The sequence below is a fragment of the Bradyrhizobium sp. USDA 223 genome (assembly GCF_044909005.1).
GTDB lineage: Bacteria > Pseudomonadota > Alphaproteobacteria > Rhizobiales > Xanthobacteraceae > Bradyrhizobium > Bradyrhizobium yuanmingense.
Map to the genome: position 1 here is coordinate 22,774 of NZ_JBIYDR010000001.1, position 26,068 is coordinate 48,841.

The window sequence follows — 26,068 nt, forward strand, 5'->3', positions numbered from 1 at the left end:
ACCCGGCGGGCCGGCCTGTGTCTTCACCCATTTGGGTGAAGCGAAGTTTGCCCCTGCCGGGGCAGGCCACCGCACAAGTCCGGCGTCAATCTCTCAGCGGCAATTTGGGGATCGCACCGAAGAGGGCAGCTGCGCTCTTCTGGTTCCGCGTTCCCGTCTTGGCGAGGACGGCCTTGACCTGCGTGCGGATGGTTTCGCGGCTGAGCCCGTGATGCGCGGCGATATCGCCGATCGTCTGTCCTTGCGCAATTCCGCGCGCAACGCGCGCCTCGCTCGGGGTGAGATCGAATAGGCCACGAATGAGGGCAAGGCTCGGTGCCTGCGAGGCGGCGACCGGCGTTGCGATGAGGAGGCCAACCGCCCCATCGAAGAGATCGCGGGCTTCGCCCGGCATCGACACGAGATGAAGCACTACCCGATCGAGATCGCTGCTGCGACGCGCCGCAAAGGAGCACACGGCCTTGTCCGGCGCATCGAGTTGAGCGAGGCCAGCGCGCAGCAGGGTGTCGGCCGCGCGGTCCTTGATGGCGATCCGGTCCTTCGGCAGCCATTGCAGAACGTCGGTCATGCCTTCGATCAAGGCGTTGGCGGCCAGAACCCGCCCGGAGCGCGTGATCGCAAGGGCCGGCAAGCCGACCAGAGACAACGCCTCGGTTGCCGCCCGCATCCGGGTGAGGCGCCAGCGCGTCGACAGCAAAGCTGCCCGCGCGAGATGGGGGCGAAAGCGGTCGAGAAATTCGAGGTCCTGCCGCGAAAAGGCGGGGCGGCCGGCCAATCTTTCCATATGGAAGACGATGATCTCGCCGGACGGGCTGCGGACCGCCGTCGCGCAGGCATGCTCGAAGCCCCATTTCTTGTTCCATTCCACCCGATATGGATCGCGCTCCCATTCCTCCGGCGAAAACGCCTCGTGCTCGCCGACGAAGCCGGGATGATCAAGCGCAAGGAGTCGCGGGGTCGTCTCCGTCCGGCTGGAGAGGTCGCCACTCAGGAACGCCGAGAAGGCCTCGCGAATCGACGGCGACGCCACGGCGCCGTTCCAGACACCGGACCATTGATCGGAGTCCGAGGTGATCATGACCATGCCATGCGCGCCCGCGGCATGAGCGATTTGCTCCAGGACATCAGGCCAGAGCTCTGGAACGGTCGCTGCCTCGTGGATGCGGTCCACGATCTGCTCGAAATCGATGCCCGTCATTGCTGCGCTGGACCCATCAGATTCGACCGATCTTTCAGACGCGCGGCGTGCACTTCGGCAGCAGCCTTCGTGCTTCGCCCGCCCAAGGCCCTTGATACCAATCCGCTTCGGCGGAACCAATTGCTACTTTTTCCCAAGCTGGCCCGGATGGACGGCTAGCAGAAATCATGTCCATATATCAACTATTTGACAGGTCAGAGGTTGTCCCGGCGGCTTTCAAGGTCGGTCTGATTCCGTAAGCCGGGGGCAGCGCTGAATGGACCACGGTTCTCGGCGCATCAACCTATCGGCGTTCGCGGGTAGAGGAGGTGAGCATGATCCTCATATGGCTTGGAGTGCTCCTTGTTTTCGGCGGCCTATTCCAAATGGCGTTTCAGCCCATTTGGCGAGGTCGATTCAGTGGTGGGAAGTGGCTTCGCTCCGGACGTGACACGCTGGAGCCCGAAAGGCCCGGTAGCGGCTTCGGCGTCAAATCGAACTGGCCTGGACTTGTGATGGTCGCGCTTGGCGGCGCTTTCTTGCTGGCCGGAGCTGCCATCTGAGTTGAAAGCAGACAAAGGCCTGAGAAGATACAGGATGGCCGAACCCGTCGAGCTGCGCCAGTTCAGAAGGCAGGCCCTGGATATCGTGCTGAGCTGGAATTTTCTTCCAGAGGTGAATGATGCGCAACCCCGTCGCACCTTTGCCGAGTTGACCTCGCAGCAGTTCGACGCTGGCATGGTTGACGCGAGCGGCAGCTTGTGGCCCGCCTGTCCCAATCCATGGGGACAGACGGCGGCAACTGAAAGGCGCTAGCCTCGGCATCGAGGAGACCACAAGGGAGCGAAGCTTGAGCACCGCGCCGCGCATCGAGATCGACCCGGCTGCCTTCTGGGCCGACCCCTATCCGATGCTCGCCAAGATGCGGAAGGAGGCGCCGATCGCCTTCGTGCCGCAGCTCGGCTCGACGCTGCTGACGAGCCGCGACGACATCTCGATCTCCGAGAAGCAGATCGACGTGTTCTCGTCGCACCAGCCCGCCGGCCTGATGAACCGGCTGATGGGCCACAACATGATGCGCAAGGATGGCGAAGCGCATCTCGTCGAGCGCCGCGCCATGTTTCCGACGGTCTCGCCGAAGACGGTGAAGGGCTACTGGACCGCCCAGTTCCAGGCCCATGCGGATCGCATCATCGCTTCGCTCGAACCGGGCCGGATCGATCTCATGCGCGACTTCGCGCTGCCGTTCTCCGGCGAATGCCTGAAGTCGATCACCGGCCTTACCAATATCGGCTTTCAGGACATGGATTCGTGGTCGCAGGGCATGATCGAAGGCATCGCCAATTATGCCGGCGACCCTGAGGTCGAGGCGCGCTGTCATGCGGCAACCGCGGGCATCGACGCCGCGATCGACGACATCCTGCCGGTGATGCGCAAGCATCCCGACCAGAGCATTTTGGGCGTGCTGCTCGCCTCGGACATGCCGATGGAGAGCGTGCGCGCCAACGTCAAGCTCGCCATCTCCGGCGGCCAGAACGAGCCGCGCAAGGCGATTGCCGGCACGGTCTGGGCGCTGCTGACCCATCCCGACCAGCTCGATCTGGTCCTGCGCGGCGAGGTGTCGTGGCTGCAAGCCTTCGAGGAATATGCCCGCTGGATCTCGCCGATCGGCATGTCGCCGCGCCGCATCGCAAAACCCTGGACCATTCGCGATGTAGCGTTCGAGCTCGACGAGCGCGTGTTCCTGATGTTCGGCTCCGCCAACCGCGACGAGAAGCATTTCGAGCGCGCCGATCAGTTCGACGTGCGGCGCGACACCTCCAAGAGCGTCGCCTTCGGCGCCGGCCCGCATTTCTGCGCCGGCGCCTTCGCCTCGCGCGCCATGATCGCCGACGTCGCACTGCCGACATTGTTCGCGCGCGCCTCGCGCATCGAGCTTGCCGAGGACGAAGAGGTGCGGATCGGCGGCTGGGCCTTCCGCGGGCTGCAGAATCTACCGGTGAGGTGGGAGCAATAGGCCGGTAGGTGCTCGTGGCACGTCGCCCGTCACACGTTCGGTGTCATCGCCCGGCCTGACCGGGCGATCCAGTACTCCGAGACAGTTGTGGTTGAATCGCCGGGCCGCGGCGTACTGGATTCCCCGCCTTCGCGGGGAATGACGGCGAGAGGGTGGAGGGAGCTCCGCGCCTCAGCACCCACTACGAAATCATGCCATTCTGCCGCTGTTTTGCCCGACGAGTCAAACGCACTTCGGATAATACGTAAGTCGTTGTTCTCGCACGCCCGGCTACTGTGCATGGGGTTGTTTTGCGACTTTTTATGTTCCGCCGGTCCGGGCCCGACCCAATCCGTGCATCTCTCACATTCGCGTGCAGAAAAATTCCATCCTCATTCGCTTCGCCGCTTGAAAGATTAATCACGCGCGCGGCATGCAGCGCAGTGCTCGCATCGCTATTTTCCCGGACGTCTCGACACTTCCGATGACGCGCACCATCATTCGGCAAACGTGAATGATGACGGCCGCACGCGGCCCGGAGTGTGGAATGCAGCGTCGAGACTTTCTGAAACTTTCGGTTGGAACTGCGGCCGCCGCTGCGTTCGCATCGCCTGCGATCGCGCAAGGCGCGGTGAAGGAAATTCGCATCGGCTATCAGAAGACCGGCGTGCTGGTCATCACGCGCCAGCAGGCTGCCCTGGAAAGACATTTCGCAGCCTCAGGCATCGAGGTGAAGTGGATCGAGTTCTCCTCGGGCCCGCCGATGATGGAGGCGATGAACGTCGGCAGCGTCGATTTCGGCGCGGTCGGAGATTCCCCGCCGGTGTTTGCCCAGGCCGCGGGCGCGGCGATCGTCTACGCCGCCGGTCAGCCCATCACCAACGGCCAGGGCATCCTGGTGCCGAAGGATTCGCCGATCCGCGACATCGCCGATCTCAAGGGCAAGCGCATCGGCTTCACCAAGGGCTCCAGCGCCCACAACGTCGTAGTGCAGACGCTGGAGAAGGCCGGCCTCACCTATGCCGACATCACACCGGTCTACCTGACGCCGCCGGATGCCGGCCCCGCCTTCGCCAATGGCAGCATCGAGGCCTGGGCGATCTGGGATCCCTATTTTGCGATCGGCGAGACCAAGCAGAACGGCCGCATCCTGATCAATGCGCGCGAGGTCACCAAGACCAATTCCTTCTACATCGCCAACCGCGAGTTCGCGAAGAACCATGGGGCGATCCTGCAGCAGATCGTCGACGTGACGACCGCGGCAGGCCAATGGGCCGAGCAGCACCGCGACGAGGTCGCCAGATCGCTCGCCGCGATCACCGGCGTTCCCTTGGATATCCAGACCGTCGCCGCCAACCGCGCGAACTTCGTGATCGGTCCCGTCACCGATGACATCGTCGCGACCCAGCAGGGCGTCGCCGACCGCTTCTACAAGCTCGGCCTGATCCCGAAGCCGATTCAGATCCGCGACATCGTCTGGCGCAACCCGGCAGCCTGACCGTGCCGACAACTCTTCCCGTTCAAAAAGGTCTGAACATGAAGCGCATCGTTCAACGCGTGATCGCAGCCATCGTGCTGTCGATCGGCATCGTCGCGGCCGCCGTCGGCACGACTTACGGCTAGGGGCAATTCATGAGCCAATCCAACGCCAACATTCTCTGGTTCCTGCCGACCCACGGCGACGGCCGCTATCTCGGCACCGGCATCGGCGGCCGCGAGGTCAACTTCAACTATCTGCGCCAGATCGCGCAGGCCGCCGATCAACTCGGCTATTTCGGCGTGCTGTTGCCGACCGGGCGGTCCTGCGAGGATTCCTGGATCGTTGCGTCCTCGGTCGCGCCGTTCACCGAGCGGTTGCGCTATCTCGTCGCCGTTCGTCCCGGCCTGCAATCGCCGAGCGTAGCCGCGCGCATGACCGCGACGCTTGATCGCGTCTCGAACGGCCGGCTCCTCGTCAACGTCGTCACCGGCGGCGATCCCGTCGAGAACAAGGGCGACGGCATCTTCCTCGGCCATGACGAGCGCTACGAGGTCACCCGCGAGTTCCTCAACGTCTACAGCGACCTGCTCGCCGGCAAGACGGTGAACGTCGAGGGCAAGCACATCCGCATCGAGGGCGGCAAGCTGCTGTTTCCCCCCGTGCAGTCGCCGCGGCCGCCGCTCTATTTCGGCGGCTCGTCCGATGCCGGCATCGACGTCGCGGCGGACACCGTCGACAAATATCTCACCTGGGGCGAGCCGCCGGCGCTGGTCGCCGAGAAGATCGCGAAGGTGAGGGAGGTTGCCGCCGCTCGTGGCCGCAAACTCTCCTTCGGCATCCGTCTACACGTCATTGTCCGCGAGTCCAACGAAGAAGCCTGGGACGCCGCGAACGAGCTGATCAGGCATGTCAGCGACGACACCATCGCGCTGGCGCAGAAGAACTTTGCCCGCATGGATTCCGTCGGCCAGCACCGCATGGCGCAGCTCCACGGCGGCAATCGCGACAAGCTCGAGATCGCGCCGAACCTGTGGGCCGGTGTCGGCCTCGTCCGCGGCGGCGCCGGCACGGCGCTGGTCGGCGACGCCCAGACCGTGGCGGCCCGCATCAAGGAGTACCAGGATCTCGGCATCGATACCTTCATCATGTCGGGCTATCCGCATCTCGAGGAAGCCTATCGCTTCGCCGAGCTGGTGTTCCCGCTGCTCGCGCTGGAGCAGCCGAGCAACGTGACAAAGCTGCATTTCAACGGCGGTCCGTTCGGGGAGACGGTCGGCAGCGATTTCCGTCCGCAGCACCGGGTGTCGCAGTCATGAGCCTGATCGACAGCATTTCGCTTCCGCGCAGCATCCGCCTGCCGCGGGCCGACGGCCTGATCCAGTGGATCGTGCCGCTCGCCATCATCGCGATCTGGCAGGTCGCGAGCGTCACCGGCTTCGTGCCGACGCGGGTGCTGCCGGCGCCGAGCGACGTCGTGCTCGCGGGCTGGAAGCTGCTGGTGTCCGGTGAGCTCGTCCGCAACATCTGGGTGTCGTTCTGGCGCGCCTCGACCGGCTTTCTGATCGGCGGCAGCATCGGCTTCGCTTTCGGACTCGCCAACGGCCTGTCGCAGCTCTCGGCCAGGCTCACCGATACCACCCTGCAGATGGTGCGCAACGTGCCGCATCTGGCGCTGATCCCGCTGGTCATCCTCTGGTTCGGCATCGACGAAAGCGCAAAGCTCTTCCTGGTGGCGCTCGGGGTGTTCTTCCCGATCTATCTTAACACGCTGCACGGCATCCGCACCGTCGATCCGCAGCTGATCGAGATGGGCCGCATCTACGGCATGACCGATAGCGAACTGTTCCGCCGCGTCATCTTCCCGGGCGCGCTGCCTTCGATCTTCGTCGGCATCCGCTTTGCTCTTGGTATCATGTGGCTGACGCTGATCGTCGCTGAGACCATCGCGGCCTCTTCCGGCCTCGGCTACATGGCGATGCAGGCGCGCGAGTTCATGCTGATCGACGTCGTCGTGCTCTCGATCCTGATCTACGCCCTGCTCGGCAAGCTCGCCGACAGCGCCTCCCGCGTGCTGGAGCGTCTGACGCTCTCCTGGCACCCCGCCTTTCAAAAACGTTGAGCAGAGATATTGGCAATCACATGCAGACAGCGCTTCGTACTTCCCTTCCCGAGACCGAGCTCGCCAGCCGCGCCAATTTCGCCCCACACGCGCGCGTGGTGCGCGAGGAGCGGCCAATTCAGGCCAGCGGCCTGCCGCTCAGCATCCGCGGCCTGCGAAAGTCCTTCGGCGACAACGAGGTGCTGCGCGGCATCGATCTGCACATTCCCGCCGGCCAGTTCGTCGCGATTGTCGGCAAGAGCGGCTGCGGCAAGAGCACCCTGCTGCGCCTGATCGCCGGCCTCGACAAGATCGATGCCGGCAGCATCAGCTTCGGGCAGGATATTCAGCCCGAGGACATCCGCGTGATGTTCCAGGAGCCGCGGCTGCTGCCCTGGGCCCGCGTGCTCGCCAATGTCGAGGTCGGCCTCGGCCGCGATCGTGCCTCAAGCGATGCGCATGCCCGCGCCGAGAAGGCGCTGATCGAGGTCGGCCTCGCCGACAAGCGCGACCAATGGCCCGCGGTGCTCTCGGGCGGCCAGAAGCAGCGGGTCGCGCTCGGCCGTGCGCTGGTCTCGCGCCCGCGCGTGCTCGCCTTCGACGAGCCGCTCGGCGCGCTGGATGCGCTGACCCGCATCTCGATGCAGCGGCTCCTCGAGCGGGTCTGGCGCGATCAGGGCTTTACCGCGATCCTGGTGACCCACGACGTCTCCGAAGCCGTGGCGCTGGCCGACCGCGTGCTCGTCATCGAGGAGGGCCGTATCGTCCATGACGTCACGGTTAACGCCGCCCGGCCGCGCCAGCGCGGCTCGGCCGAGCTTGCCGGCCTTGAAGGCTCGATCCTGAGCCACCTGTTGTCGGCGGACGATCGTACCTAAATAGAGGGAACCCCGCTTTCGGGGAGCAACGCCATGAATGTAGTGCCCCGCGAGCTCATGACCGAAATTCCCGTCTCGTCCGCCGATTTCCGCGGCGCCATGCGCCATCTCACCGGCGGCGTCAGCGTCATCACCGCCGGGCGGGGCAAGGACATCACCGGCATGACGGTGACCTCGGTCACCTCGCTGTCGGTCGAGCCGCCGACGCTGCTGGTCAGCATCAACCGCGACGCCTCGTCGTTTCCGCTGATCCGCCGCATTGGCGCTTTCGGCGTGAACATCCTCAATGCCGACCAGCTCGAGGTCGCCGAACGCTTTGCCGGCAAGGGCGGGCTGAAGGGCGCGGATCGGTTTGCAGGCAGCCAATGGGTGACGGCAGTCTCGGGTGTTCCGCTGCTGGTCGGCGCGCTCTCGGCCTTTGATTGCGAGGTCGAGGAGATAGTCGAGCGCCACTCGCACGGCATCGTCATCGGCCGCGTCAGGGACATCAGGAGCTCGACCCGCAATGCCGCGTTGGCCTATTGGCACGGCCAATATGTTGCGGTCGACCAGGACGAAGACGCGGCCCGGCTCGCCGATGTCAGCCTTCCCGCGCGCGGCCGGCGCGGCATTTGATCGCCGTCGGCGAGCCTCGCGCAAGGCTGGCCTTTTCCGCCTCGTCGCTCTAGAAGCGCTCCTGAGCTGTCCCGCCGTACGCATGGAGCGGAACGATGAAGCGCGTGGCTACCTTGATCTTCTACGCCATCGGCGCGCTCGCGATCGCCTATCTCGCGCTCTACGCCTATGCGATGTTCTCCGGCTCTCCGATCGTGCCGGGCGATCCCATCCACATCTTCCGCAAGCCGGATGCGCCGAGCTATTCGTAGAACTTGGTCGGTCTCGTAGGGTGGGCAAAAGGCGCCCTTGCGCCGTGCCCACCATCTCTCCAAGGCAGCAACGGAACGGTGGGCACGCTTCGCTTTGCCCACCCTACGGCACCTCCGTTCACCCCCGCAGAATCGCCAGCGCCAGCGCCTGTGCGCGCGGCACGATGCTGTCGATCTCCAAATATTCCTCCGGCGTGTGCGCGAGCCCGCCGACCGGACCGAGACCGCAAATGGTCGGCGTGCCGACCGCGGCGGTGAAGCCGGAATCGGCGCAGCCGCCGGAGAACTCGCCCTGCAGCGTGGTGAGGCCCACCTGCCTTGCGGCCGCCTGATAGCCTTCGAACAGCGCCTTCGAGTCCGCGCTCTGCACCACCGGCACGAACTCGCCCTTGATCGACAGCGTCGCGCTGGTGCCCGGCACGTAGGAGGTCGCGACGATCTTTTCGATCGCACTCATGATCCGCGCGCGATCGGCCGGATCGACATAGCGCAGGTCGATCTGCCCTTCCGCGTAAGGCGCCGTCGTATTGACGGACTGCCCACCCGAGACGAGGCCCACATTGAGCGTGATGCCCTTGTCGAGGTCGGTGAGCGCGTGGATTTGGACGATCTTGTGCGCGAGCTCGCCAATGGCGCTGACGCCGGCGGCGAAGTTGGCGCCGGAATGCGCGGCCTTGCCGGTGATGGCCATGTGCATGAAGATGCCGCCCTTGCGCCCGGTGACGACGTTGCCCGTGGGCCGGCCCGGCTCGGAATTGAACACCGCGCGGGCCGCGCGTCCCTCGCGCTCGATCACAGGGCGCGAGGAGGGCGAGCCGATCTCCTCGTCGGAGGTGATCAGCACCTTGATCGGATGCGGTGAGCCGCCGAACTTGTGGAAGGCGGCGGCCACGAACACGTTCATGACAAGGCCGGACTTCATGTCGGCGACACCGGGTCCATAGGCGCGGCCATCCCGGATCGTGAACGGCCGCCGCCCGGCCTCGCCCTTGCCGAAAACGGTGTCGCGGTGCCCCATCAACAGCACCGGCTTCTCGTTGCTGCCGGGCTTTGCCACCTCGGCATGGATCGCGTCGCCGAACGTGCCGTGGCCTTCGCGCCGGAACGGAATGCCGTGCTCGGCAAAATGCCGCTCGAACCGCGCACCGACCGCATCGACGCCTTCCTTGTCGTAGGAGCCGGAATCGATGTTCACGACGTCGCGCAGCAGGTCGATCATCGCCTGCTTCTGCGACGCCAGCCAATCCGTGATTTGAGCTTCAGACATGTTGTCCCTCGCGTGGTTTTCGGGCGAGGTTATAGGGCGTGCCGCGCGGATGGCATAGTCACGTGGCGCGGTTCGGTCATGCGAAGGACGCTCTTGAGGTTCGTCATTGCGAGCGCAGCGAAGCAATCCAGTCTGTCGCCGCCGAGGGATTCTGGATTGCTTCGCTGCGCTCGCAATGACGGGGTGGCGGCCTGCGCCAAACGAAAAATGCCCGGAGTTGGCCCGGGCATTCGCGTCCGCTCGATGGTCGCGGGCGTCTACGCGCCCATCATCGGCATCCGCGGATATTCCCCGGGCGTGCCTGCGGGCGGGATCGGGATGCCGCCGTCGGCATATTCGTTGAGCTTGTTGCGCAGCGTGCGGATCGAGATGCCGAGGATGTTGGCGGCATGGGTGCGGTTGCCGAGGCAGTGCTTCAGCGTCTCCAGAATCAGATCGCGTTCGACGTCGGCGACGGTGCGCCCCACCAGTGCGCGCGTCACCTGCTCGGCGGCCATAGTGGCATGCGCCACGGCCGGGGCGGTCTTGGCGAGGTCGAGGCGGTCGCCGTCCGGCGTGATGATGGCGTCGGGCCCGATCTCGTCGCCCTGGGCCATCAGCACCGCGCGGTGCATGGTGTTTTCGAGCTCGCGGACGTTGCCCTGCCAGCGGTTGGCGGAGAGCACGCGGCGCGCCTCGGCCGAGAGCGGTCGCAGCGGCACGCCGTTGGCCTCGGCATATTTCTTCACGAAGTGCTGGGCGAGCTCGAGGATGTCGGCGGGACGCTCGCGCAGCGGCGGGATCTTCAAATTCACGACGTTGAGGCGGAACAGCAAGTCCTCGCGGAACGTGCCCTCTCGCACAGCCTCGGCGAGATTGCGGTTCGAGGTCGCGATGATGCGGATGTCGACCGGAACCGGCTTGGTGCCGCCGACGCGGTCGATCACACGCTCCTGGATGGCGCGCAGTAGTTTCGATTGCAGGCGGACGTCCATCTCCGAGATTTCGTCGAGCAGCAGCGTGCCGCCGGTCGCCTCCTCGAACTTGCCGATGCGGCGGGCGACCGCGCCGGTGAAGGCGCCCTTCTCGTGGCCGAACAGCTCGGATTCCAGCAGGTGCTCCGGGATGGCGGCGCAGTTGATCGAGATGAACGGGCGCTTGGCACGGGCCGAACGGGAGTGAACGTAGCGCGCCAGCACTTCCTTGCCCGTGCCGGATTCGCCGGTGATCATCACCGAGGCGTCCGAGCCGGCGATCTGCTGGGCGAGCTTGATCACTTTTGCCATCGCGTCGTCACGGTAGACCAGCTCGCGGGAATCGTTGGCGACGGCAGCCAGCACCGCGGCGATCAGCTCCGGATCCGGCGGCAGCGGGATGTATTCCTTGGCCCCGGCATGGATCGCGGCGACCGCGGCGCGGGCGTCGTTGGTGATGCCGCAGGCGACGATCGGGGCGTGGATGTGCTCGGCTTCCAGCCGCAGCACGAGGTCGCGGATGTCGAGCGCGACGTCGACCAGCAGGAGGTCGGCGCCCTTGCCCCCGCGCAGCACGCGCATCGCCTGCTCGTGATCCTCGGCATGGGTCACGGTGGCGCCGTTCTCCATCGCGATCTTGGTGGCGGTGGTGAGCTGGCCCTTCAATGTGCCAACGATGAGAAGCCGCATGTCAGTCTCCTGTCCGTCTGCTCGCGCCGTCGCGCGTCATGTCCTTGCGTGTCAGCCGCGTTCGGCCTTGATGATTTCCGTCATGGTCACGCCGAGCTTGTCCTCGACCAGGACGACCTCGCCGCGGGCGACCAGCTTGTTGTTGACGTAGATGTCGATGGCCTCGCCGACGCGCCGGTCGAGCTCGAGCACGGTGCCCGGTCCGAGCTTCAGGAGCTCGCCGACGTCCATCTTGGAGCGGCCGAGCACGGCCGAGACCTGCACCGGCACGTCGAACACCGCCTCGAGGTCGGCGGCGGCACGCGCCGCATATTCGTCCTCGTTGTAGCCGACGTCGGTGCCGGCAGGCGGCATCGGGCCATTGAGATCGGGCAGCGGGACCTGTCCGTCGGTGTCGCTCATGGTTTAGCTCCCCCTGCGGGACGCGATGTAGCGTCCGACCATTTCGTCGATCTTGGCCGCGATGGCGCCGCGCTCCAGCACGACGCCGCCATCGGCCCATTCGATCCGGCAGTCGCCGGTGGCAATTTCCGGCTCGGCCAGGATCACCAGCCGGCCCTCGAAGCCGCTCTGCTTGGCGAGCCGCTCGATCTTCTCGCGCGCGCTGTCGTAGAGCGCATCGTTGATGCGGACGACGAGATGCGGCGTCGCGACCAGATGCGAGAAACAGTCCTTGACCAGCGCGATGACCTCGCCGAGCGGCTCGGCGGCGACGAGGTCGGCGCACAGCTTGCGCGCCACCGCGACCGCGACCTCGACCGCCTCGGTCTCCATCCTGGTCTCGATGTTGCCGATGCCGGCGGCGACACCGCGGATGGCGATGTTGATCTCTTCCATCGCGAGTGCGACGCGGCGGTCGCTCTCGGCCTTGGCCTCGCGCTGGCCGGCGGCAAAGCCGTCCTGATAGGCGCGGGCCTCGGCTTCTGCGACCTTCTGCGCGATCTCGGCCGCGGTCGCGGCCTTCTCGCGCGTCGCGCGCTCGGGCGCCGCGAAGTCGGTATCGAACAGGAATTTTGCCGGAGCGGCCATCAGTACACCAGCTCGTCGTCGGCGCGGTTCTTGGTCAGCATGATCTCACCCTTGGCGGCGAGGTCCTTGGCGAGATTGACCAGCAGCGCCTGGGCTTCGTCGACGTCGCGCAGGCGCACGGGGCCCATCGCCGCCATGTCGTCCTGGAGCATCTTGGCCGCGCGCGAGGACATGTTGCCGAAGAAGAAGTTGCGGACGTCCTCGTTGGCGCTCTTGAGCGCGACGCCGAGCTTGTCCTTGTCGACGTTGCGCATCAAGGTCTGGGCGGAGCCGGAATCGAGCTTCACCAGGTCGTCGAAGGTGAACATCAGCGCCTTGATGCGCTCGGCGGATTCGCGGTTGTCCTCTTCCAGCGAGGTGATGAAGCGGGTTTCGGTCTGGCGGTCGAAATTGTTGAAGATTTCCGCCATCACCTCGTGGGCGTCGCGGCGACGGGTCTGCGACAGGTTGGACATGAACTCGACGCGCAGCGTCTTCTCCACGCTCTCGATCACCTCCTTCTGCACCGCCTCCATCTTCAGCATGCGGTTGATGACGTCGAGCGCGAGCTCCTCGGGCAGGATGGCGAGCACCCGGGCGGCATGCTCCGGCTTCAGCTTCGACAGCACCACGGCGATGGTCTGCGGATATTCGTTCTTGAGGTAGTTGGCGAGGACCTCTTCCTGCACGTTGGAGAGCTTCTCCCACATGTTGCGCCCGGCGGGCCCACGGATCTCGTCCATGATGCCGTTGACGCGTTCCGGCGGCAGGTATTGCTGGAGCAGCCGCTCGGTGGCGTCGAAATTGCCCATCAGCGCGCCCGAGGCCGACATGCGCGAGACGAATTCGAGCAGCATGTCCTCGACGGTGTCGACCTCGACGGTGCCGAGCGTCGACATCTCCAGCGAGAGCTGACGCACCTCGTCGTCGTCGAGCAGGCCCCAGATCTTGCCGCCATATTGCTCGCCGAGCGCCAGCATCAGGATCGCGGCGCGCTTCGGCCCCGCTAGGCCCTGGGTTTTGGGACCGCCCTCACGGCTGCCGGCGCGCTGACCGAGCGTGGAGATCACGCTGGTGATGTCGTTCGAGTTGGCGTTTTGCAAGGTGGCGGCCATGTCAGATCACTTCTTGATGCGCTTGGCTTCGGTTATTTCGCCGGCTCAGTCAGCCATTGGCGGATGATTGCGACGGTTTCGTTGGGATTGCGTTCGGCGAGTTCGCCGACGCGGTGAACGGACTGGGCGTGGACCTGGCCCTGAATGGTGGCGACGTCGATGGCGCTGGTGCCGCCGCTCGGCAGCAGCGGCTGGCCGGCCGGCGCGGCCTCTTCCGAGGCAGCTGGGCCCGTCAGCACGCCGGAGATGGCGGCGGCGACCTCGTCGGAGGCGAGAATGCGCTTGACCAGCGGGCGGATCACCAGGAACAGCACGACGAGGCCGAGCAGCATCATCACGCCGAGCTCGACGAAGTACATGACGTCGTCCTTGGTGAACTGCAGCATGCCGAGGAAGCCGCCGGGTTCGCCGATCGGGGCGGTGGAGGGCGCGTCGGCGAAGCGCAGGTTGACGACCTCGACCTGGTCGCCGCGCTTCTGGTCGAAGCCGATCGCCGAGCGCACCAGCGTGGCGATGCGGTCGAGCTGCTCCTTGGTGCGGTCCTGATACGCCAGCTCGCCCTTGTCGTTCTTGCTGTAGATGCCGTCGACCAGCACCGCGACCGAGATGCGGTTAACCCGGCCGGCCTCGGTCACCTCGGTCTTGGTGGTGCGGGAGATCTCGTAATTGTTGGTCTCCTCGGTCTTCTTGCTCTGGTCCTTGGGCGCGACGCCGTTGTTCTGCTGGTTGCCGGGCAGCTCGTTGTTGACGGTGACCTGGCCGTTGTTGTCGGCGGTCATGCTCTGCTCTTCGCGGGTCTGGCTCGAGCGCAGCACGCGGCCCTCGGGGTCGAATTTGTCCGAGGTCTGGGTGACCTTGTTGAAGTCGAAATCGGCAGAGAGCTGCACGCGGGCGCGGCCCGAGCCGACCACGGAGGAGACGATGTCCTCGACCTGCTTGCGCATCCGCTTCTCGAAGGCGATGCGGCGCTCCTCGCCGATGGCCTGCTCCGGATCGGTCTGGGCGCCGTCGGCGAGCAGCTGGCCGGCCTCGTCGACGATGGAGACCCGCTGCGGCTTCAGCCCGTTGACCGCGGAGGCGACGAGATGGCGGATGGCGCGGATCTGCTGGGCTTCCAGTGCGCCGCGGACGCGCACCACGATCGAGGCCGACGGTTCCGGCGCCTCGCGGGCGAACAGCGGCCGCTCGGGCAGCACCAGATGGACGCGGGCGGCCTGGATGCGGTCGATGGCCCGGATGGTGCGGGCGAGTTCGCCCTCCAACGCGCGCAGGTGGTTGATATTCTGGACGAAGGAGGTGGTGCCGAGCGCGTCCGACTTGTCGAACACTTCGTAGCCGACGCCGCCGCCCTTAGGCAGGCCGCCCTCGGCGAGCTTCATCCTGAGACGCGTGACCTTGTCCTTGGGCACCATGATGATGGAGCCCTCATTGCGGATCTCGAACTGGATGCCCTGGCGTTCCAGGTCCTTGATGATGCTGGAGGAGTCTTCGACGGACAGGTCCGTGAACAGCGTCGTCATCTGCGGCGTGGTGACGCGCATGATGACGAACGCAAAGAAGCCGATGAGCGCGGCGGTGACCGCGATCATTGCCCCGAACCGGGCGGCACCGATACTCTTCAGAAAGTCCGCAAGCCCTTGCAAGCAACCGCCCCACAGCTCCGGCCGCTTCACTGGAAAGGCCGACTGGGCAATTATTGCCTAGGTGATGGTTTCGATATGGTTAACGAAGGTTAAGAGGTCGGACAAAAGTGCATCATGAAAAAAATCGGCCTCGCAGAGCGAGGCCGATTTTCGTCAAAAACCGCAGAATTCCGGATCGCCTACTGGCGATATTGCTGGATGCGGGTGGTGCGAAGACCCGCCAGACCGTGCTGGTCGATGGAAAACTGCCAGGAGAGGAATTCGTCGACCGTCAGGGTATAACGGCTGCAGGCCTCCTCGAGGGAGAGAAGTCCGCCACGGACAGCGGCGACGACTTCGGCCTTGCGGCGGATGACCCAGCGTTTGGTGCCGGGTGCAGGCAGATCCGCGATCGTCAACGGACTGCCGTCCGGCCCGATGACGTATTTTACCCTCGGGCGATGGGGTTCTGTCATGGCGTACTCACAAACTCTCAACCACTGAACTCACGCCGTAACCGTAACCCCCGCGGCTTAAAAATCCGCTAAGCCTAAGGGTTCAATACAATTCTCGTTGAAACTTGCGGGAACGCGGCCGACTCGGCGGGCGGAAGACGCAATCTCGGCCGGCTGAGCGGGGCAGAAGGTAAATACTTTACTAACAAAGAGGGTCTGCCGAGGTGCCGCGGAGTCCCTCTCTTGTCATCCCGGGGCGCGCGGAGCGCGAGCTATGATGCGCAATTGCGCATCTGAGGATCCATAACCCCAGGAAGGGGTTTGACGAAGACTTGGGAAACCAGCTATGCGCTCCAACCACACCCTGTGGCTATGGATCCCCGCCCCCCGTGCGCAATTGCGCACTAGGCGGGGATGACACCGAACTTGTCGCTGCAGCGCTCCCTCAATTGCCCGTCGCAATGATGCTCTTGACCTGGCTCAGCGTGTAGCTGGCGCCGTCGATGGTGAGCAGCGGCGGCGACTGGGTCAGATCGACCGACGACACCACGCCCTGCACCTGCGCGGCGATGCCGACATTGTTGTTCGCGACGTCCTTGCCCGTGGCCGAGATCGTGTACTTGCCGTCGGGCCATTGCGTGCCGTCATTGCCCATGCCGTTCCAGGTGAAGGGGATGTCGTTGCCGGCGGCGGCGGTATATTTGCCGTTGAACACGGTCTGGCCGCTGGAATTGGCGATCGAGATCTCGACCGTGGAGTCGGTCGGCACGTTGAGATGCCAGGTCGCCGACGAATTCTTCATCGTCGCGGTCGAGCCGTCGACCAGCGCGGTCTTGCCGACGAAGCCCAGCGCCTGGGTCGCCTGCGTGGTCTGCTGCAGGGTGACGAGCTGAGCCAGCGATTCGTTGGTCTTGAGCTGCTGCTCGACGCCGGCGAACTGCACCAGCTGCTGGGTGAACTGGTTGGTATCGAGCGGATCGAGCGGGTTCTGGTTCTGCAGCTGCGTCGTCAGCAGGGTCAGGAAGGTCTGGAAATTGCCGGCGAGCGTCGACCCCGTGGTCGAGCTCATCGACGAATTCGACGAGGATTTCGGCAGGTCGGTCGTTCCGGAGACGACCGCGGGCGAAGTGGCGGCATTCGTGGTGGTCATTGCCAGATACTCCTCACACTCTGATGTCGACGCCGCTGCTCGATCCGAGCATGCGGCCATAGCCGCGCCCGATGGGCGCTGCGGGAACGCTGTCGTCCTCGCTGACGATCAGGCGGCGGGCATTGCCGCCATTGTCGTTGTTCTGGCCTGAGTGCTGACCCGATGAATTCTGGTCGCGCAGGCTGAAGGACAGACCGTTGCTGCCGGTCTTGAAGCCGGCATCGTCGAGCGCGCGCTGCAATTGCGGCGCGTCCTGACGCAGCATCTGCAGCGTCTCCGGCTTTTCCACCGTCAGATGCGAGGTGACGTTGCCGGCGCGGTCGATATTGATGCGGACGTCGATCTTGCCGAGCTCGGCCGGATCGAGGCTGATGTCGAACCGCGACTTGCCGGAGCGAATGGCGGCCGCGATCTCGATCGGGATGCCGCTGATCGGCACCGCCGTAGTGTGGGTCGCCGCGGTCGCGGTCAGCGTCGCGGTGGAGGCGGTGGCGGCCGAGGTCGCATTGGTCAGCGGCGCCTGCACGGCGGAAGCGGCCTGCGCGCTGGCTTCGGTCGGAGCGATCGTGGCTTGCGGGCCGGCATGCGCCGGCGCGGCCGGCGTGCCCTGGACCGGCTCGGCGGTGCGGTCGGCGGGGCCCGCCTTGGCGTCGGTCGCGAAATTATCGGCCTGCGGCTTCAAGCCTTGCGCATGGGCGGCGTTGGCGGCGGGTGCCTGCGCGGCGACGTTCGCCTTGCCGGTGTCCTGGCCGATATTCGAGATGTCGGTCTGGGCCTGCGCCGTGGCGGCATCCTTGAACGCGGTCTTGGGCGTGCCCTGGCTGACCGCGGCGATCAGTCCGCCACCAGCTTTTCCATCGGTCGAGGCGGTCTCGGTCGTGCCGGCCGCGGCCTCGCCGAGCGTTGTCGTAGTCTCGGCGTCGACCTCGGCGCCTGCGGCCTTGGCGCTCGCCGTGGCGGTATCGGTCTTGGTGCCGGCGATCTGGGCCGCGATGGAGGCGCTGGCGGCAAGACCTGCCGCGGCGATCGCGAGCGGCGCGGCGGCGGCATCGCCAGCCTGGTTCGCAGCTGCATTCGGATCGACCGGCACGACCGGCGCGGCAACGATGATTCCGGGGTCGGGCAGGGCGGTCTGCGCCGTAGCGGGCGGCGCGGCAACAGCCGCCTCGGCGGCGGCGGTGAGGACCTCGGTGCCATCAGTCGCGGCGCTCGCGGTCTCGTCGGGTTTCTCCTCCGATTTGGCGTCCGCCGTTTCGGACTTGTCCTTGACCTTGCCGGCGTCCTTGGCCGGATTGCCGGGCGCCTCGCTGTCATGCTCCGCCGGCGCAGACGCGTCGGTGTCGTCGCTCGCCTTGCTCTGCGAAGTCTGGTCCGTGGACGAGGTGTCGCGCGACGGCCGCTCGGTCGCCGGGGAGGACGAGGTCTGCTCGCTCCGGCGCGGTGCGCTGTCCTGCGCCGGCGCGTTGTTGCCGCTGGCCTGCGTGTTGCTGTCGACCAGCGAGCCGAAAGCCTCGCTCGCCGGCGTGTCCTTCGGGGCTTGCGACCGGGCAGGCTTCTGCTGCGCGCTCTGGATTTGCACGCTTGCCACGACATCTGACATCCGACCGACCACAGGCAACCCCTTGCAAGCAACTTCGCATCAAGAGGGAGCAAGGAGCGGGCCAGCGCCCCAACTCGAAGATTTCAGTAATATAATCAACGTTTTGGCGACGTGGATGCATTGCCGGGCCGCCGGCCCCGACCCCGCCATTTCTGCCGCCCCGGCAAGAATTGCCCTAAGCGGGGGCCCGCGTGATTGCTTCACCGGAATGCCGCCTATATTAAAGAGGTTACTCTCAGCCGCCTTCGACTTGGGCAGTCGTGCTCTTCGGGAACCAAGGTTCCGGGAGATCGCCGCCGTCCCCGGAGAAAGCACAGCAATCGCGGATCGCGCGTCGCCGCCGTCACAACGCTTTAGGGCCCATGCTCAACAGTCTGGATCTCGAAGGCCGTCCCGAGGACACCAGGGTCGTCGTCGCCATGTCGGGCGGCGTCGATTCCTCGACGACGGCTGCGCTCTTGAAGGCTGAGGGCTACGACGTCGTCGGCATCACGCTGCAGCTCTACGACCATGGCGCGGCCACCCATCGCAAGGGTGCCTGCTGCGCCGGCCAGGACATCCACGACGCCCGCGACGTCGCCGCCAAGCTCGGCATTCCCCATTACGTGCTCGATTACGAGGACCGCTTCCGCGAGTCCGTCATCGACAATTTCGCCGACTCCTACGCGCTCGGCGAGACGCCGGTGCCCTGCATCGAGTGTAACCGCAGCGTCAAGTTTCGCGACCTCTTGAAGACCGCGCGGGAGCTCGGCGCGCAGGCGCTCGCCACCGGCCATTACGTCGCCTCGCGCCGCCGGGGCGACGGCTCGCGCGCGCTGGTCTGCGCGGCCGACGCCGACCGCGACCAGAGTTACTTCCTGTTCGCGACCACGCAGGAGCAGCTCGACTTCCTGCGCTTTCCGCTCGGCGACATGACCAAGCCCGAGACGCGCGAACTCGCCCGCCGCTTCGGGCTTGCGGTCGCCGACAAGCACGACAGCCAGGACATCTGCTTCGTGCCTACGGGGCGCTACACCGACGTCATCACGCGGTTGCGTCCCAATGCGATGGACCCCGGCGACATCGTCGATCTCGAGGGCCGCGTGCTCGGCCGGCACAACGGCATCGCCAATTTCACCGTCGGCCAGCGCCGCGGCCTCGGCATCGCAGCCCATGCGCCGCTGTTCGTGGTGCGGCTGGACGCGGTGACCCGCCGCGTCGTGGTCGGCCCGCGCGAGGCGCTGAAGATGCACCGCATCAGCTTGCGCGACGTCAACTGGATCGGCGACGGCGACATCGACCGCGCCATCGGAAGCGGCCTTGAAATGTTCGTGCGCGTGCGCTCCACCCGCAGCCCGCAGCCGGCCTGGCTGCGCGGCAGCAATGGCCGTTACGAGGTCGAGCTCGTCGCCGGCGAGGAGGGCGTCTCGCCGGGACAGGCCTGCGTGTTCTACGACGCGGCGAGCGGCCAGGCCCGCGTGCTCGGCGGCGGCTTCATCCAGAGCGCCGCGGCCAAGGCCAGCACGGGCACATCGCGCCCGCTCGCGGAAGCCGTGCGCGGCTGAGCGCGATGAGATTGAGCCCAACTGTCACCGCAGCCACGGTGCGCCCCCTCTCCCGCTTGCGGGAGAGGGTTGGGGAGAGGGTGCTTCCGCGATGGGATACTCCCGATGCGGAGAGAACCCTCACCCGCGCCTTCGGCGCGACCTCTCCCGCACGCGGGAGAGGCACTAGACCTCCCGCGGGGCGGGATCCGTTCTCACCAACAAACACACCTTAGAGAATCTTCGCGCAAGGGCAGGGGGCATGGCAGCAGACATCTCGCGGGCCGGGGTCGAGAAGGCCTATGGCCGCTGGGCGCCGGTCTATGATCTCGTGTTCGGCAAGGTGTTCGACGCCGGCCGGCAGTCGACCATCGCGGAGGCCGACCGCATCGGCGGCCGCGTCCTCGACGTCGGCGTCGGCACCGGTCTTTCGCTCTCCGAATACGCGCGCACCACCAAGGTCTGCGGCGTCGACATCTCCGAGCCGATGCTGCGCAAGGCGCAGGCGCGCGTGCGTTCGCTCCGTCTCTCCAACGTCGAAGTGCTCTCGGTGATGGATGCGAAGAACCTCGCCTTCCCCGATGATTTCTTCGACGCGGTGGTGGCGCAATATGTCATCACCGCCGTGCCCGATCCCGAAGGCACGCTCGACGAGTTCATGCGCGTGCTGAGGCCTGGCGGCGAGCTGATCCTGGTCAATCACATCGGTGCGGAAAGCGGCCCTCGCAAGCTGTTCGAGCTCGCCTTCGCGCCCATCGCCCGCCGCCTCGGCTGGCGCCCGGAATTCCCGTGGGCCCGCCTCGAGGGCTGGGCCAAAAAGCACGGCGGCGTCGCGCTCACCGAGCGCCGGCCCATGCCGCCGATGGGTCATTTTTCGCTGATCCGCTACCGCAAATCGTGATTGCCACCTGCGGGAACAGGGGGCCTCGCGCGCGCGTTTCCTACCCATGCGCACGAGAAACCTCATTGTTGCGGGCCTCCTGATCGCCGCCTCTGCACCAGCGATCGCGCAGGCCCCGCCCGCCCCGGCGACGCCGCCGCAAGCGACCGCGCCGCCATCCCCGCAACGCGCCGCCGGCTGTGCCCCATCCGATCGGCTGGCGACCACCCCCGACGGCACCACCACCGGCCAGTCCCGGGAACCGCTCGGCGACAAGCTCGCCAAGACCGACGGCGTGCTCTGCCCGCCCGCGGGCATCGATCCTGACATGCACGCCCCCGCGCCCAGCACTGGCGGCAACACCCCGGTGATCCCGCCCCCCGGCAGCCCCGGCGGCGACCCCAATGTGAGGCCGAAATAAGGACGCTTCCCTTCGCCTCTCCCCGCCGGGGAGAGGCCGGAATCCGCGCGACGCGCGGATTCCGGGTGAGGGGGACCATCCACGAGTCTGGCGCTCCAAAAAATCGCAAATTCTGGTGAGAAATCGGGCCGAAGCGGGCTTGTCGCGCCGAAGCTTTAGCGAAGGCGGATTGACTTACCCCCGCCCCCTTCCTTATATGCCGCGCGTTCGCGAGATCGGCCTTGTTCGCCGCCGCGATCCCTGTGGCGGGGTAGCTCAGCTGGTTAGAGCACGGGAATCATAATCCTGGGGTCGGGGGTTCGAGTCCCTCCCCCGCTACCACCTTTCCCCACACTCCTTTGACTTGATTTGGATAGGCCTTTTCGCCAAGCAGGGCGTTTAGTCGGCCTGCTATCTCGACGGCTAAACCACCTGGGCGTTCCGGTTCGCGGAACACGGTGACCGTCTCGACCAAGTCTCTAATGGCTTCTGCGGCCTCTCCGTCGCCCGCACTGACACCTTTACCCAGTGCTTCTTCAAGCCGACCGAGTTGCTCCTCATATCGTTTGAGGATGGCCGGATGCAGCGCAATTTCGATCGGAGCGGGTGGTTCGCTTTGCAACTCCTCAGATATCCGCTTTCGTTCGGCATCTAAGGCAGTCGATCGCGGCCCGAGCACGGACGGATCGCCATGTCCCTTCGCGATCGCATCCACCAGTCGTTCGATTTCTCGACTCAACTGCCCTAGCTGCTGCTCAAGGCGGTGCCGCTTTGCCTGTGATGTAGCTAGGAGGCGCTTCCGCTCCTCCAGATACGTTCGTACGTATTCCGAAAAAACCTTCGGTGCACGCAGCTCGGCCCTGAGCCCGCTGAGGACTGCACTTTCGACCGCATCTAAATAAAAGGTCTTGGCATCAGAACATGTGCCGCTCTCTTTCGCCGCAGAGCAGCGAATACGAATGCGGCCTGACTTGTCGCGTCCATTAGTTGCCATACCCGAACCGCATGAGCCGCACCGGAGCAGTCCGGATAGCATCCGACGAGGCCGACGTTGGTGGCTGGGGTGGATGTGACCGCGCTCTTCCTTGCGTTGCTGAGCAGCCGTGAATAGCTCTGGATTGACAATTGCAAGATGCGGCACTTCAGCCACCTGCCAGTCACTCTTCGGATTTGGTCGTGACAGGCGTTTTCCCGAGTCGGGGTCCTTCACCATCCTGACTTTGTTCCAGACAAGGCGCCCCACATAAAGTTCGTTTAGCAGAATGCCGGCGCCCCTCTCATGATTGCCATTGATTGTTGACGCATTCCAGCCTCGCCCCCGCGGAGGTGATACCCCCTCGTTATTGAGATCATGCGCGATTTCCCGAGGCGTACGACCATCCACGTATTCCTGAAAGATGCGCCGGATCACTTGTGCCTCGGCCTCGACAACCACTCGTTCACCACTTCTTCCAGGTACCGCTGCGTATCCGTACGTCAGGCCCCCGCCAGCCAAACCTTGCTTAACCCGCCCCGCTTGGCCGCGACGCACTTTGTGCGCATTGTCCTCGCGATAAAGTTGTCCGACCAAGCCGCGAAGGCCCACCAGCACGGTGTTAGCGACGCCCTCGTGGACCGCCCGGATCTCGATCCCGAGAAATGACAGCCGCTTATGAATGCCAGCCAGATCTTCCATGTCGCGAGAGAGGCGATCGAGCGCTTCGACGATCACCACGTCAAAGGATCTCTCCCGCGCTTGGTCCAACATCTGTAGAAGGCCTTCGCGGCCCATGACAGACCCGCCCGAACGAGCCCGATCTTCATGGGTACTGACAACAATTAATCCTTCGCGCTCGGCATAGCTCTGACAAAGTGAAAGCTGATCCTCAATCGATCGCTCGTTCTGGAGATCGGTTGAGAATCGAGCATAGATCGTCGCTCTTTTCCCCGCTTCGCTCGATGAGCTGTCTTTCATGATCTTCCCTCGCGGCCACACGGGCAAGTACTCGCGCGAGGCGTAAGATCGCCTTGTCTGGTTTCGCCTGCAAGGAAAATTTGAGATCGGCTTCCCGCACGATCGAACCTCTAGGCAATCGCGCAGCTCAACGAGGTGCACGCACCTACGCTGGCGTCAGTCGACAAGACGACGTGGGGGGAACTGATCATCTCGAGCATCCTGCTCGGATGATGACTAAGTGCAACGGCCGCTATGAACTCGTCGTGCAATCGGATGCCTAGGCGAAGAAAAAGACAGGAGCGAACGGCTTTGCGTGAATGGAATTGATACTGCTGGGAAGCGCACAACCTCTCCATCTAGCGAATACCGAAGTGGAAACTCCGGGCCTCGCCAAAGGACTCTATTCCAGCTGTCGAATTCGCCACCAGTTCGGCCTGATTGGAGCCCTTAGCTAGACCCTGAGCGAGGAGGCGGTGGATGGTTCAACCGTCCATAGGCAGGTCTACCCAGCGAGCGGAAATGGCCTTCGCCGTTCTCGCAACCATCAGACAGACTGCTATGGCTCGACTATGGCCTGGATATTGCGTCTTTTGACGAAATCGATGCCCCTTCGCTGGCGCACGACCCTCGTGCGCATGTTGCTGCGACTCCTGATGGCTAACGTCGTGTGACGGGGAGCCTACCCATCAAATCTGGCAGGTGCCATGTGGAACCGGTTTCGAAGATCCATTTAGAAAGACTCTCATACGGCATTGGCGCAACCGCAATAAGCATATGGCCAGGTACGATCGTCTGCCGAATTTTGTCTCAGATGAAGGACGCGCATACGTAGCGAATTCTGCGAAATGCCTTCAGGTTCTGACATTTCAATATTCCCGTGAGATGGCCGGTGTTTTCACGCGCGCTCCAATGATGCGGGAGTCGGGAATCAGATGCGTGGCTACGGTGCACAAGCCAGAAGCTCATAATTGCCCCCTCGCGATAAGCGGCTTCAGGATCCGGCGCGGGGGCAGGAGTGCACGGCACAACGCTTCAGTTTCTCCCTTGTAAGACAGCTCAACCTACCAAATCTGGCAGGTGCCTTGCGGGACGTCTCGACGATAAAGGCAGGGCGCCCCGGGGCAGCCGCCCCAAGGGTGCGAGGCGGCAGCGTTGCAGTACCGCGACGCTGGCGAGCGAAGTTAGTGGCGCATGTGATAGGGACAGCGCTTTCCAAGGGCCTCTCCGACGAGCGCCGAGTCACACGTCATTTAACTCCGCTGGCAGCGCGGAGTTGGTAGTTTCAGAGCTTTGAACAGCGCGGAGGCCCGGCCCGCGCTGCCTCCCCTCTAGTTCTAGACCTTCTGGGCCTCGGAATACTTCGACACACTAACGGGTGAGCCATGCCCGATCCTGCTCGTCGATTGCTGTCAGCCAGAACCTTGAGATGCTTTCGCGATCTGCTGCATAAGCGGACGGACACGTTCCTTGGCAAGCGTCAGCATGAGTCGAGGCGGCTGCCCATGCCGAGCGCCGCTGAGATCGCTTTTGTCACCATGGACGGTTTCTCTGATCTCGATCAGCGACGTCTTTTGCGCCCTCTTAGATCCGATAGGTCATAGCTTCCTTGACCTCGCTTAAGCTGCAGAGGAGGCCGAATGCTGGTGCCGCCAAACGCCGCCCATTGCGGTTCGGCAGGCGACGGATCTTCTGCCGCGCGTACGAGATATCGCAGATGAGTCGAGATTTTTGGCGAGAGCGAAGAGGCAAACGCGCAAATCAGATAGTCTACCTGAGCATTGCGCAGCTACAAGGTCCTTTCCGATCGTCCTCGCCGAACAGATCATGGCAGGCCGCTCGACGAGGGCGGCAGCACTTCTCTTCCGCGCGTATTTTCGCAGCCGATCCCGCACATTCGCACTTTCCAATGTTGCGAGTTGTTCCGCCGTGTCTCGGCGAAGCAAAATGGTGGCATGCCGTTGACGAACCGGCAGACGCGAATTTCAAAGCTATGCTGAGCACAGATAACATCAACGCTGATGGCGTCGCAGCCTCACAGGTTGAGGCCGCGCGAATTCTCGGGATCCATCGAAGGATCCTGCGGGAATTCGGAGCCACGCGCTGACTGTACGCAAAGAGGCGCGACTGCATTGCGGCACGCATAGCCGCCATGGCGTTGCTCGTGTGGCTTCATTTTTGGGAACGGGAACCCGTTTGGTCGCTCGCGAGAGAAGGAATTGACCGATGCTTAGTGAAAGAAAGCATGCAGACGCTTGCGCCTCTCTATAAAAATCAAAGGCTCTGCCTGACATCGAGCTGTTCGCCGCGAACTTCATCGCGCAACTGCGCTCCATAAATAGCAGGAAGCCTGCCGAAGACGCTAGCCCGAGGGACAAACGCCTCGAAGCCAAGGCTCGCCGCCGCAAGCCGTGGTGGCCACACCTTGGTCTCTCGTAAAGCAAGGGGCGCGTAGGGGCGCTGGGCAACGAGAAGCTCGCCAGAATGGCGAACAGCGCCGGGAGCTATATCGGCCCGACAAAGGCCACGGTGTAGTGAGGGAGCTCCAGTGCTTGTACGCAGAGACGCTCTGGATAACGCGTTACGGAGCGGCCGATACCGCCGAACCCGGCGCGAAGCGTGCTGCCTTCATGCAAGGTGGTTCAACGTGGTGTGCTTGCCCATTTGCGCCGCCGTGCTGTGCATGACTACCAATGCTGGTAGGTCACCCGAGGCCGCTCTCTCGCTAAAGTCATTGTACCCTGAGGCGGCGGGCCTCACGGGAAAGCCGGGTGGGTTAGCCTTGTGATCCGCGAGGCTGACTAGCGTTCCGGCGAAGCGGATGCGGCAGATAGCGCATTTATCCACCTCCCCGGTGGACATCGGCGCCGAGTCGCATCCGCGTTGCTTTCTCTCGAACTCGCTAATTGCGTCTAGTTTTCGCGCCTTACTGGGAGATAGGCTGATCGAGCTCATTAAGCATTTTGACAGATCGGAA

General features: G+C 64.6%; 23 protein-coding genes and 1 tRNA gene. 13 read left to right on the forward strand and 11 right to left on the reverse strand.

Translation table 11 applies throughout. The features are described from left to right. Nucleotides 1–85: 85 nt before the first annotated feature. On the reverse strand, nucleotides 86–1,198 hold the full coding sequence (locus ABIA40_RS00145) for a helix-turn-helix transcriptional regulator (RefSeq protein WP_271541302.1): 1,113 nt from the start codon (nucleotides 1,196–1,198) through the stop codon (nucleotides 86–88). A gap of 576 nt (nucleotides 1,199–1,774) precedes the next feature. On the opposite strand from ABIA40_RS00145, the gene ABIA40_RS00150 reads away from it, so the two are divergent. From ABIA40_RS00150 to ABIA40_RS00190, 9 genes are all read left to right on the forward strand, one after another. Next, a complete protein-coding gene (locus tag ABIA40_RS00150) occupies nucleotides 1,775–1,993 on the forward strand; it encodes a hypothetical protein (RefSeq protein WP_271541304.1) in 219 nt (72 codons plus the stop codon). A gap of 34 nt (nucleotides 1,994–2,027) precedes the next feature. Beyond that, nucleotides 2,028–3,194, forward strand: a complete 1,167-nt coding sequence (locus ABIA40_RS00155; protein WP_271541306.1) for a cytochrome P450 — start codon at nucleotides 2,028–2,030, stop codon at nucleotides 3,192–3,194. Nucleotides 3,195–3,720: 526 nt separating this feature from the next. Further along, nucleotides 3,721–4,671 (forward strand): sulfonate ABC transporter substrate-binding protein, encoded by a 951-nt coding sequence (locus tag ABIA40_RS00160; protein ID WP_404538069.1) that lies wholly within the window; start codon nucleotides 3,721–3,723, stop codon nucleotides 4,669–4,671. Nucleotides 4,672–4,673: 2 nt separating this feature from the next. Continuing rightward, nucleotides 4,674–4,796, forward strand: coding sequence for a hypothetical protein (locus tag ABIA40_RS00165; RefSeq protein ID WP_260344179.1), 123 nt, complete (start codon nucleotides 4,674–4,676; stop codon nucleotides 4,794–4,796). A 9-nt stretch (nucleotides 4,797–4,805) separates the two neighbouring features. Next, nucleotides 4,806–5,969, forward strand: a complete 1,164-nt coding sequence (gene ssuD, locus ABIA40_RS00170; RefSeq protein WP_404538072.1) for an FMNH2-dependent alkanesulfonate monooxygenase — start codon at nucleotides 4,806–4,808, stop codon at nucleotides 5,967–5,969. After that, nucleotides 5,966–6,772, forward strand: coding sequence for an aliphatic sulfonate ABC transporter permease SsuC (gene ssuC, locus ABIA40_RS00175; RefSeq protein WP_404538076.1), 807 nt, complete (start codon nucleotides 5,966–5,968; stop codon nucleotides 6,770–6,772). Before ssuD ends, ssuC begins: the two co-directional genes overlap by 4 nt. 20 nt (nucleotides 6,773–6,792) lie before the next feature. After that, complete coding sequence (locus tag ABIA40_RS00180; RefSeq protein WP_404538079.1) at nucleotides 6,793–7,629, forward strand: ATP-binding cassette domain-containing protein; 837 nt, start codon at nucleotides 6,793–6,795, stop codon at nucleotides 7,627–7,629. Between the two features lie 33 nt (nucleotides 7,630–7,662). After that, complete coding sequence (locus ABIA40_RS00185) at nucleotides 7,663–8,244, forward strand: flavin reductase family protein (RefSeq protein WP_404538082.1); 582 nt, start codon at nucleotides 7,663–7,665, stop codon at nucleotides 8,242–8,244. 95 nt (nucleotides 8,245–8,339) lie between these two features. Further along, nucleotides 8,340–8,495: a hypothetical protein gene (locus tag ABIA40_RS00190; RefSeq protein WP_035999067.1), complete on the forward strand. Its 156-nt coding sequence runs from the start codon at nucleotides 8,340–8,342 to the stop codon at nucleotides 8,493–8,495. A gap of 118 nt (nucleotides 8,496–8,613) precedes the next feature. Here ABIA40_RS00190 and ABIA40_RS00195 read toward each other — a convergent pair whose 3' ends face one another. The 9 genes from ABIA40_RS00195 to ABIA40_RS00235 all read right to left on the reverse strand — a co-directional run bounded on the left by ABIA40_RS00195 (nucleotide 8,614) and on the right by ABIA40_RS00235 (nucleotide 18,343). Next, the gene (locus ABIA40_RS00195; protein ID WP_271541319.1) at nucleotides 8,614–9,762 is read right to left on the reverse strand and encodes a M20 family metallopeptidase; all 1,149 of its coding nucleotides are present in this window, start codon (nucleotides 9,760–9,762) and stop codon (nucleotides 8,614–8,616) included. Between the two features lie 257 nt (nucleotides 9,763–10,019). Next, nucleotides 10,020–11,405 carry a sigma-54-dependent Fis family transcriptional regulator gene (locus ABIA40_RS00200; RefSeq protein WP_025034232.1) on the reverse strand — a complete coding sequence of 462 codons (1,386 nt, stop codon included), beginning with the start codon at nucleotides 11,403–11,405 and terminating at the stop codon, nucleotides 10,020–10,022. Between the two features lie 51 nt (nucleotides 11,406–11,456). Then, nucleotides 11,457–11,807, reverse strand: coding sequence for a flagellar motor switch protein FliN (gene fliN, locus ABIA40_RS00205; protein WP_035704875.1), 351 nt, complete (start codon nucleotides 11,805–11,807; stop codon nucleotides 11,457–11,459). A 3-nt stretch (nucleotides 11,808–11,810) separates the two neighbouring features. Beyond that, nucleotides 11,811–12,434: a FliH/SctL family protein gene (locus ABIA40_RS00210; protein WP_036043750.1), complete on the reverse strand. Its 624-nt coding sequence runs from the start codon at nucleotides 12,432–12,434 to the stop codon at nucleotides 11,811–11,813. Next, the gene (fliG, locus tag ABIA40_RS00215) at nucleotides 12,434–13,528 is read right to left on the reverse strand and encodes a flagellar motor switch protein FliG (RefSeq protein WP_157287380.1); all 1,095 of its coding nucleotides are present in this window, start codon (nucleotides 13,526–13,528) and stop codon (nucleotides 12,434–12,436) included. Before fliG ends, ABIA40_RS00210 begins: the two co-directional genes overlap by 1 nt. Nucleotides 13,529–13,560: 32 nt before the next feature. Beyond that, nucleotides 13,561–15,171, reverse strand: a complete 1,611-nt coding sequence (fliF, locus tag ABIA40_RS00220; RefSeq protein WP_271541323.1) for a flagellar basal-body MS-ring/collar protein FliF — start codon at nucleotides 15,169–15,171, stop codon at nucleotides 13,561–13,563. A gap of 179 nt (nucleotides 15,172–15,350) precedes the next feature. Further along, on the reverse strand, nucleotides 15,351–15,626 hold the full coding sequence (locus tag ABIA40_RS00225) for a DUF1153 domain-containing protein (RefSeq protein ID WP_002714638.1): 276 nt from the start codon (nucleotides 15,624–15,626) through the stop codon (nucleotides 15,351–15,353). A gap of 424 nt (nucleotides 15,627–16,050) precedes the next feature. Continuing rightward, on the reverse strand, nucleotides 16,051–16,755 hold the full coding sequence (locus ABIA40_RS00230) for a flagellar hook assembly protein FlgD (protein ID WP_271541325.1): 705 nt from the start codon (nucleotides 16,753–16,755) through the stop codon (nucleotides 16,051–16,053). Nucleotides 16,756–16,768: 13 nt separating this feature from the next. Continuing rightward, on the reverse strand, nucleotides 16,769–18,343 hold the full coding sequence (locus ABIA40_RS00235) for a flagellar hook-length control protein FliK (protein WP_333919224.1): 1,575 nt from the start codon (nucleotides 18,341–18,343) through the stop codon (nucleotides 16,769–16,771). Nucleotides 18,344–18,717: 374 nt separating this feature from the next. On the opposite strand from ABIA40_RS00235, the gene mnmA reads away from it, so the two are divergent. The 4 genes from mnmA (at nucleotide 18,718) to ABIA40_RS00255 (ending at nucleotide 21,500) form a co-directional block, all read left to right on the forward strand. Further along, entirely contained in the window at nucleotides 18,718–19,899 is a 1,182-nt protein-coding gene (gene mnmA, locus ABIA40_RS00240) for a tRNA 2-thiouridine(34) synthase MnmA (RefSeq protein ID WP_271541330.1), read from the forward strand. 241 nt (nucleotides 19,900–20,140) lie between these two features. Further along, nucleotides 20,141–20,779, forward strand: a complete 639-nt coding sequence (locus tag ABIA40_RS00245; RefSeq protein WP_271541332.1) for a class I SAM-dependent methyltransferase — start codon at nucleotides 20,141–20,143, stop codon at nucleotides 20,777–20,779. Between the two features lie 46 nt (nucleotides 20,780–20,825). Next, entirely contained in the window at nucleotides 20,826–21,179 is a 354-nt protein-coding gene (locus tag ABIA40_RS00250; protein ID WP_271541335.1) for a hypothetical protein, read from the forward strand. Nucleotides 21,180–21,423: 244 nt separating this feature from the next. Then, nucleotides 21,424–21,500 (forward strand) — tRNA-Met (locus tag ABIA40_RS00255). Here ABIA40_RS00255 and ABIA40_RS00260 read toward each other — a convergent pair. Beyond that, nucleotides 21,457–23,112, reverse strand: a complete 1,656-nt coding sequence (locus ABIA40_RS00260) for a recombinase family protein (protein ID WP_225157507.1) — start codon at nucleotides 23,110–23,112, stop codon at nucleotides 21,457–21,459. The genes ABIA40_RS00255 and ABIA40_RS00260 overlap by 44 nt on opposite strands. Between the last annotated feature and the right edge of the window lie 2,956 nt (nucleotides 23,113–26,068).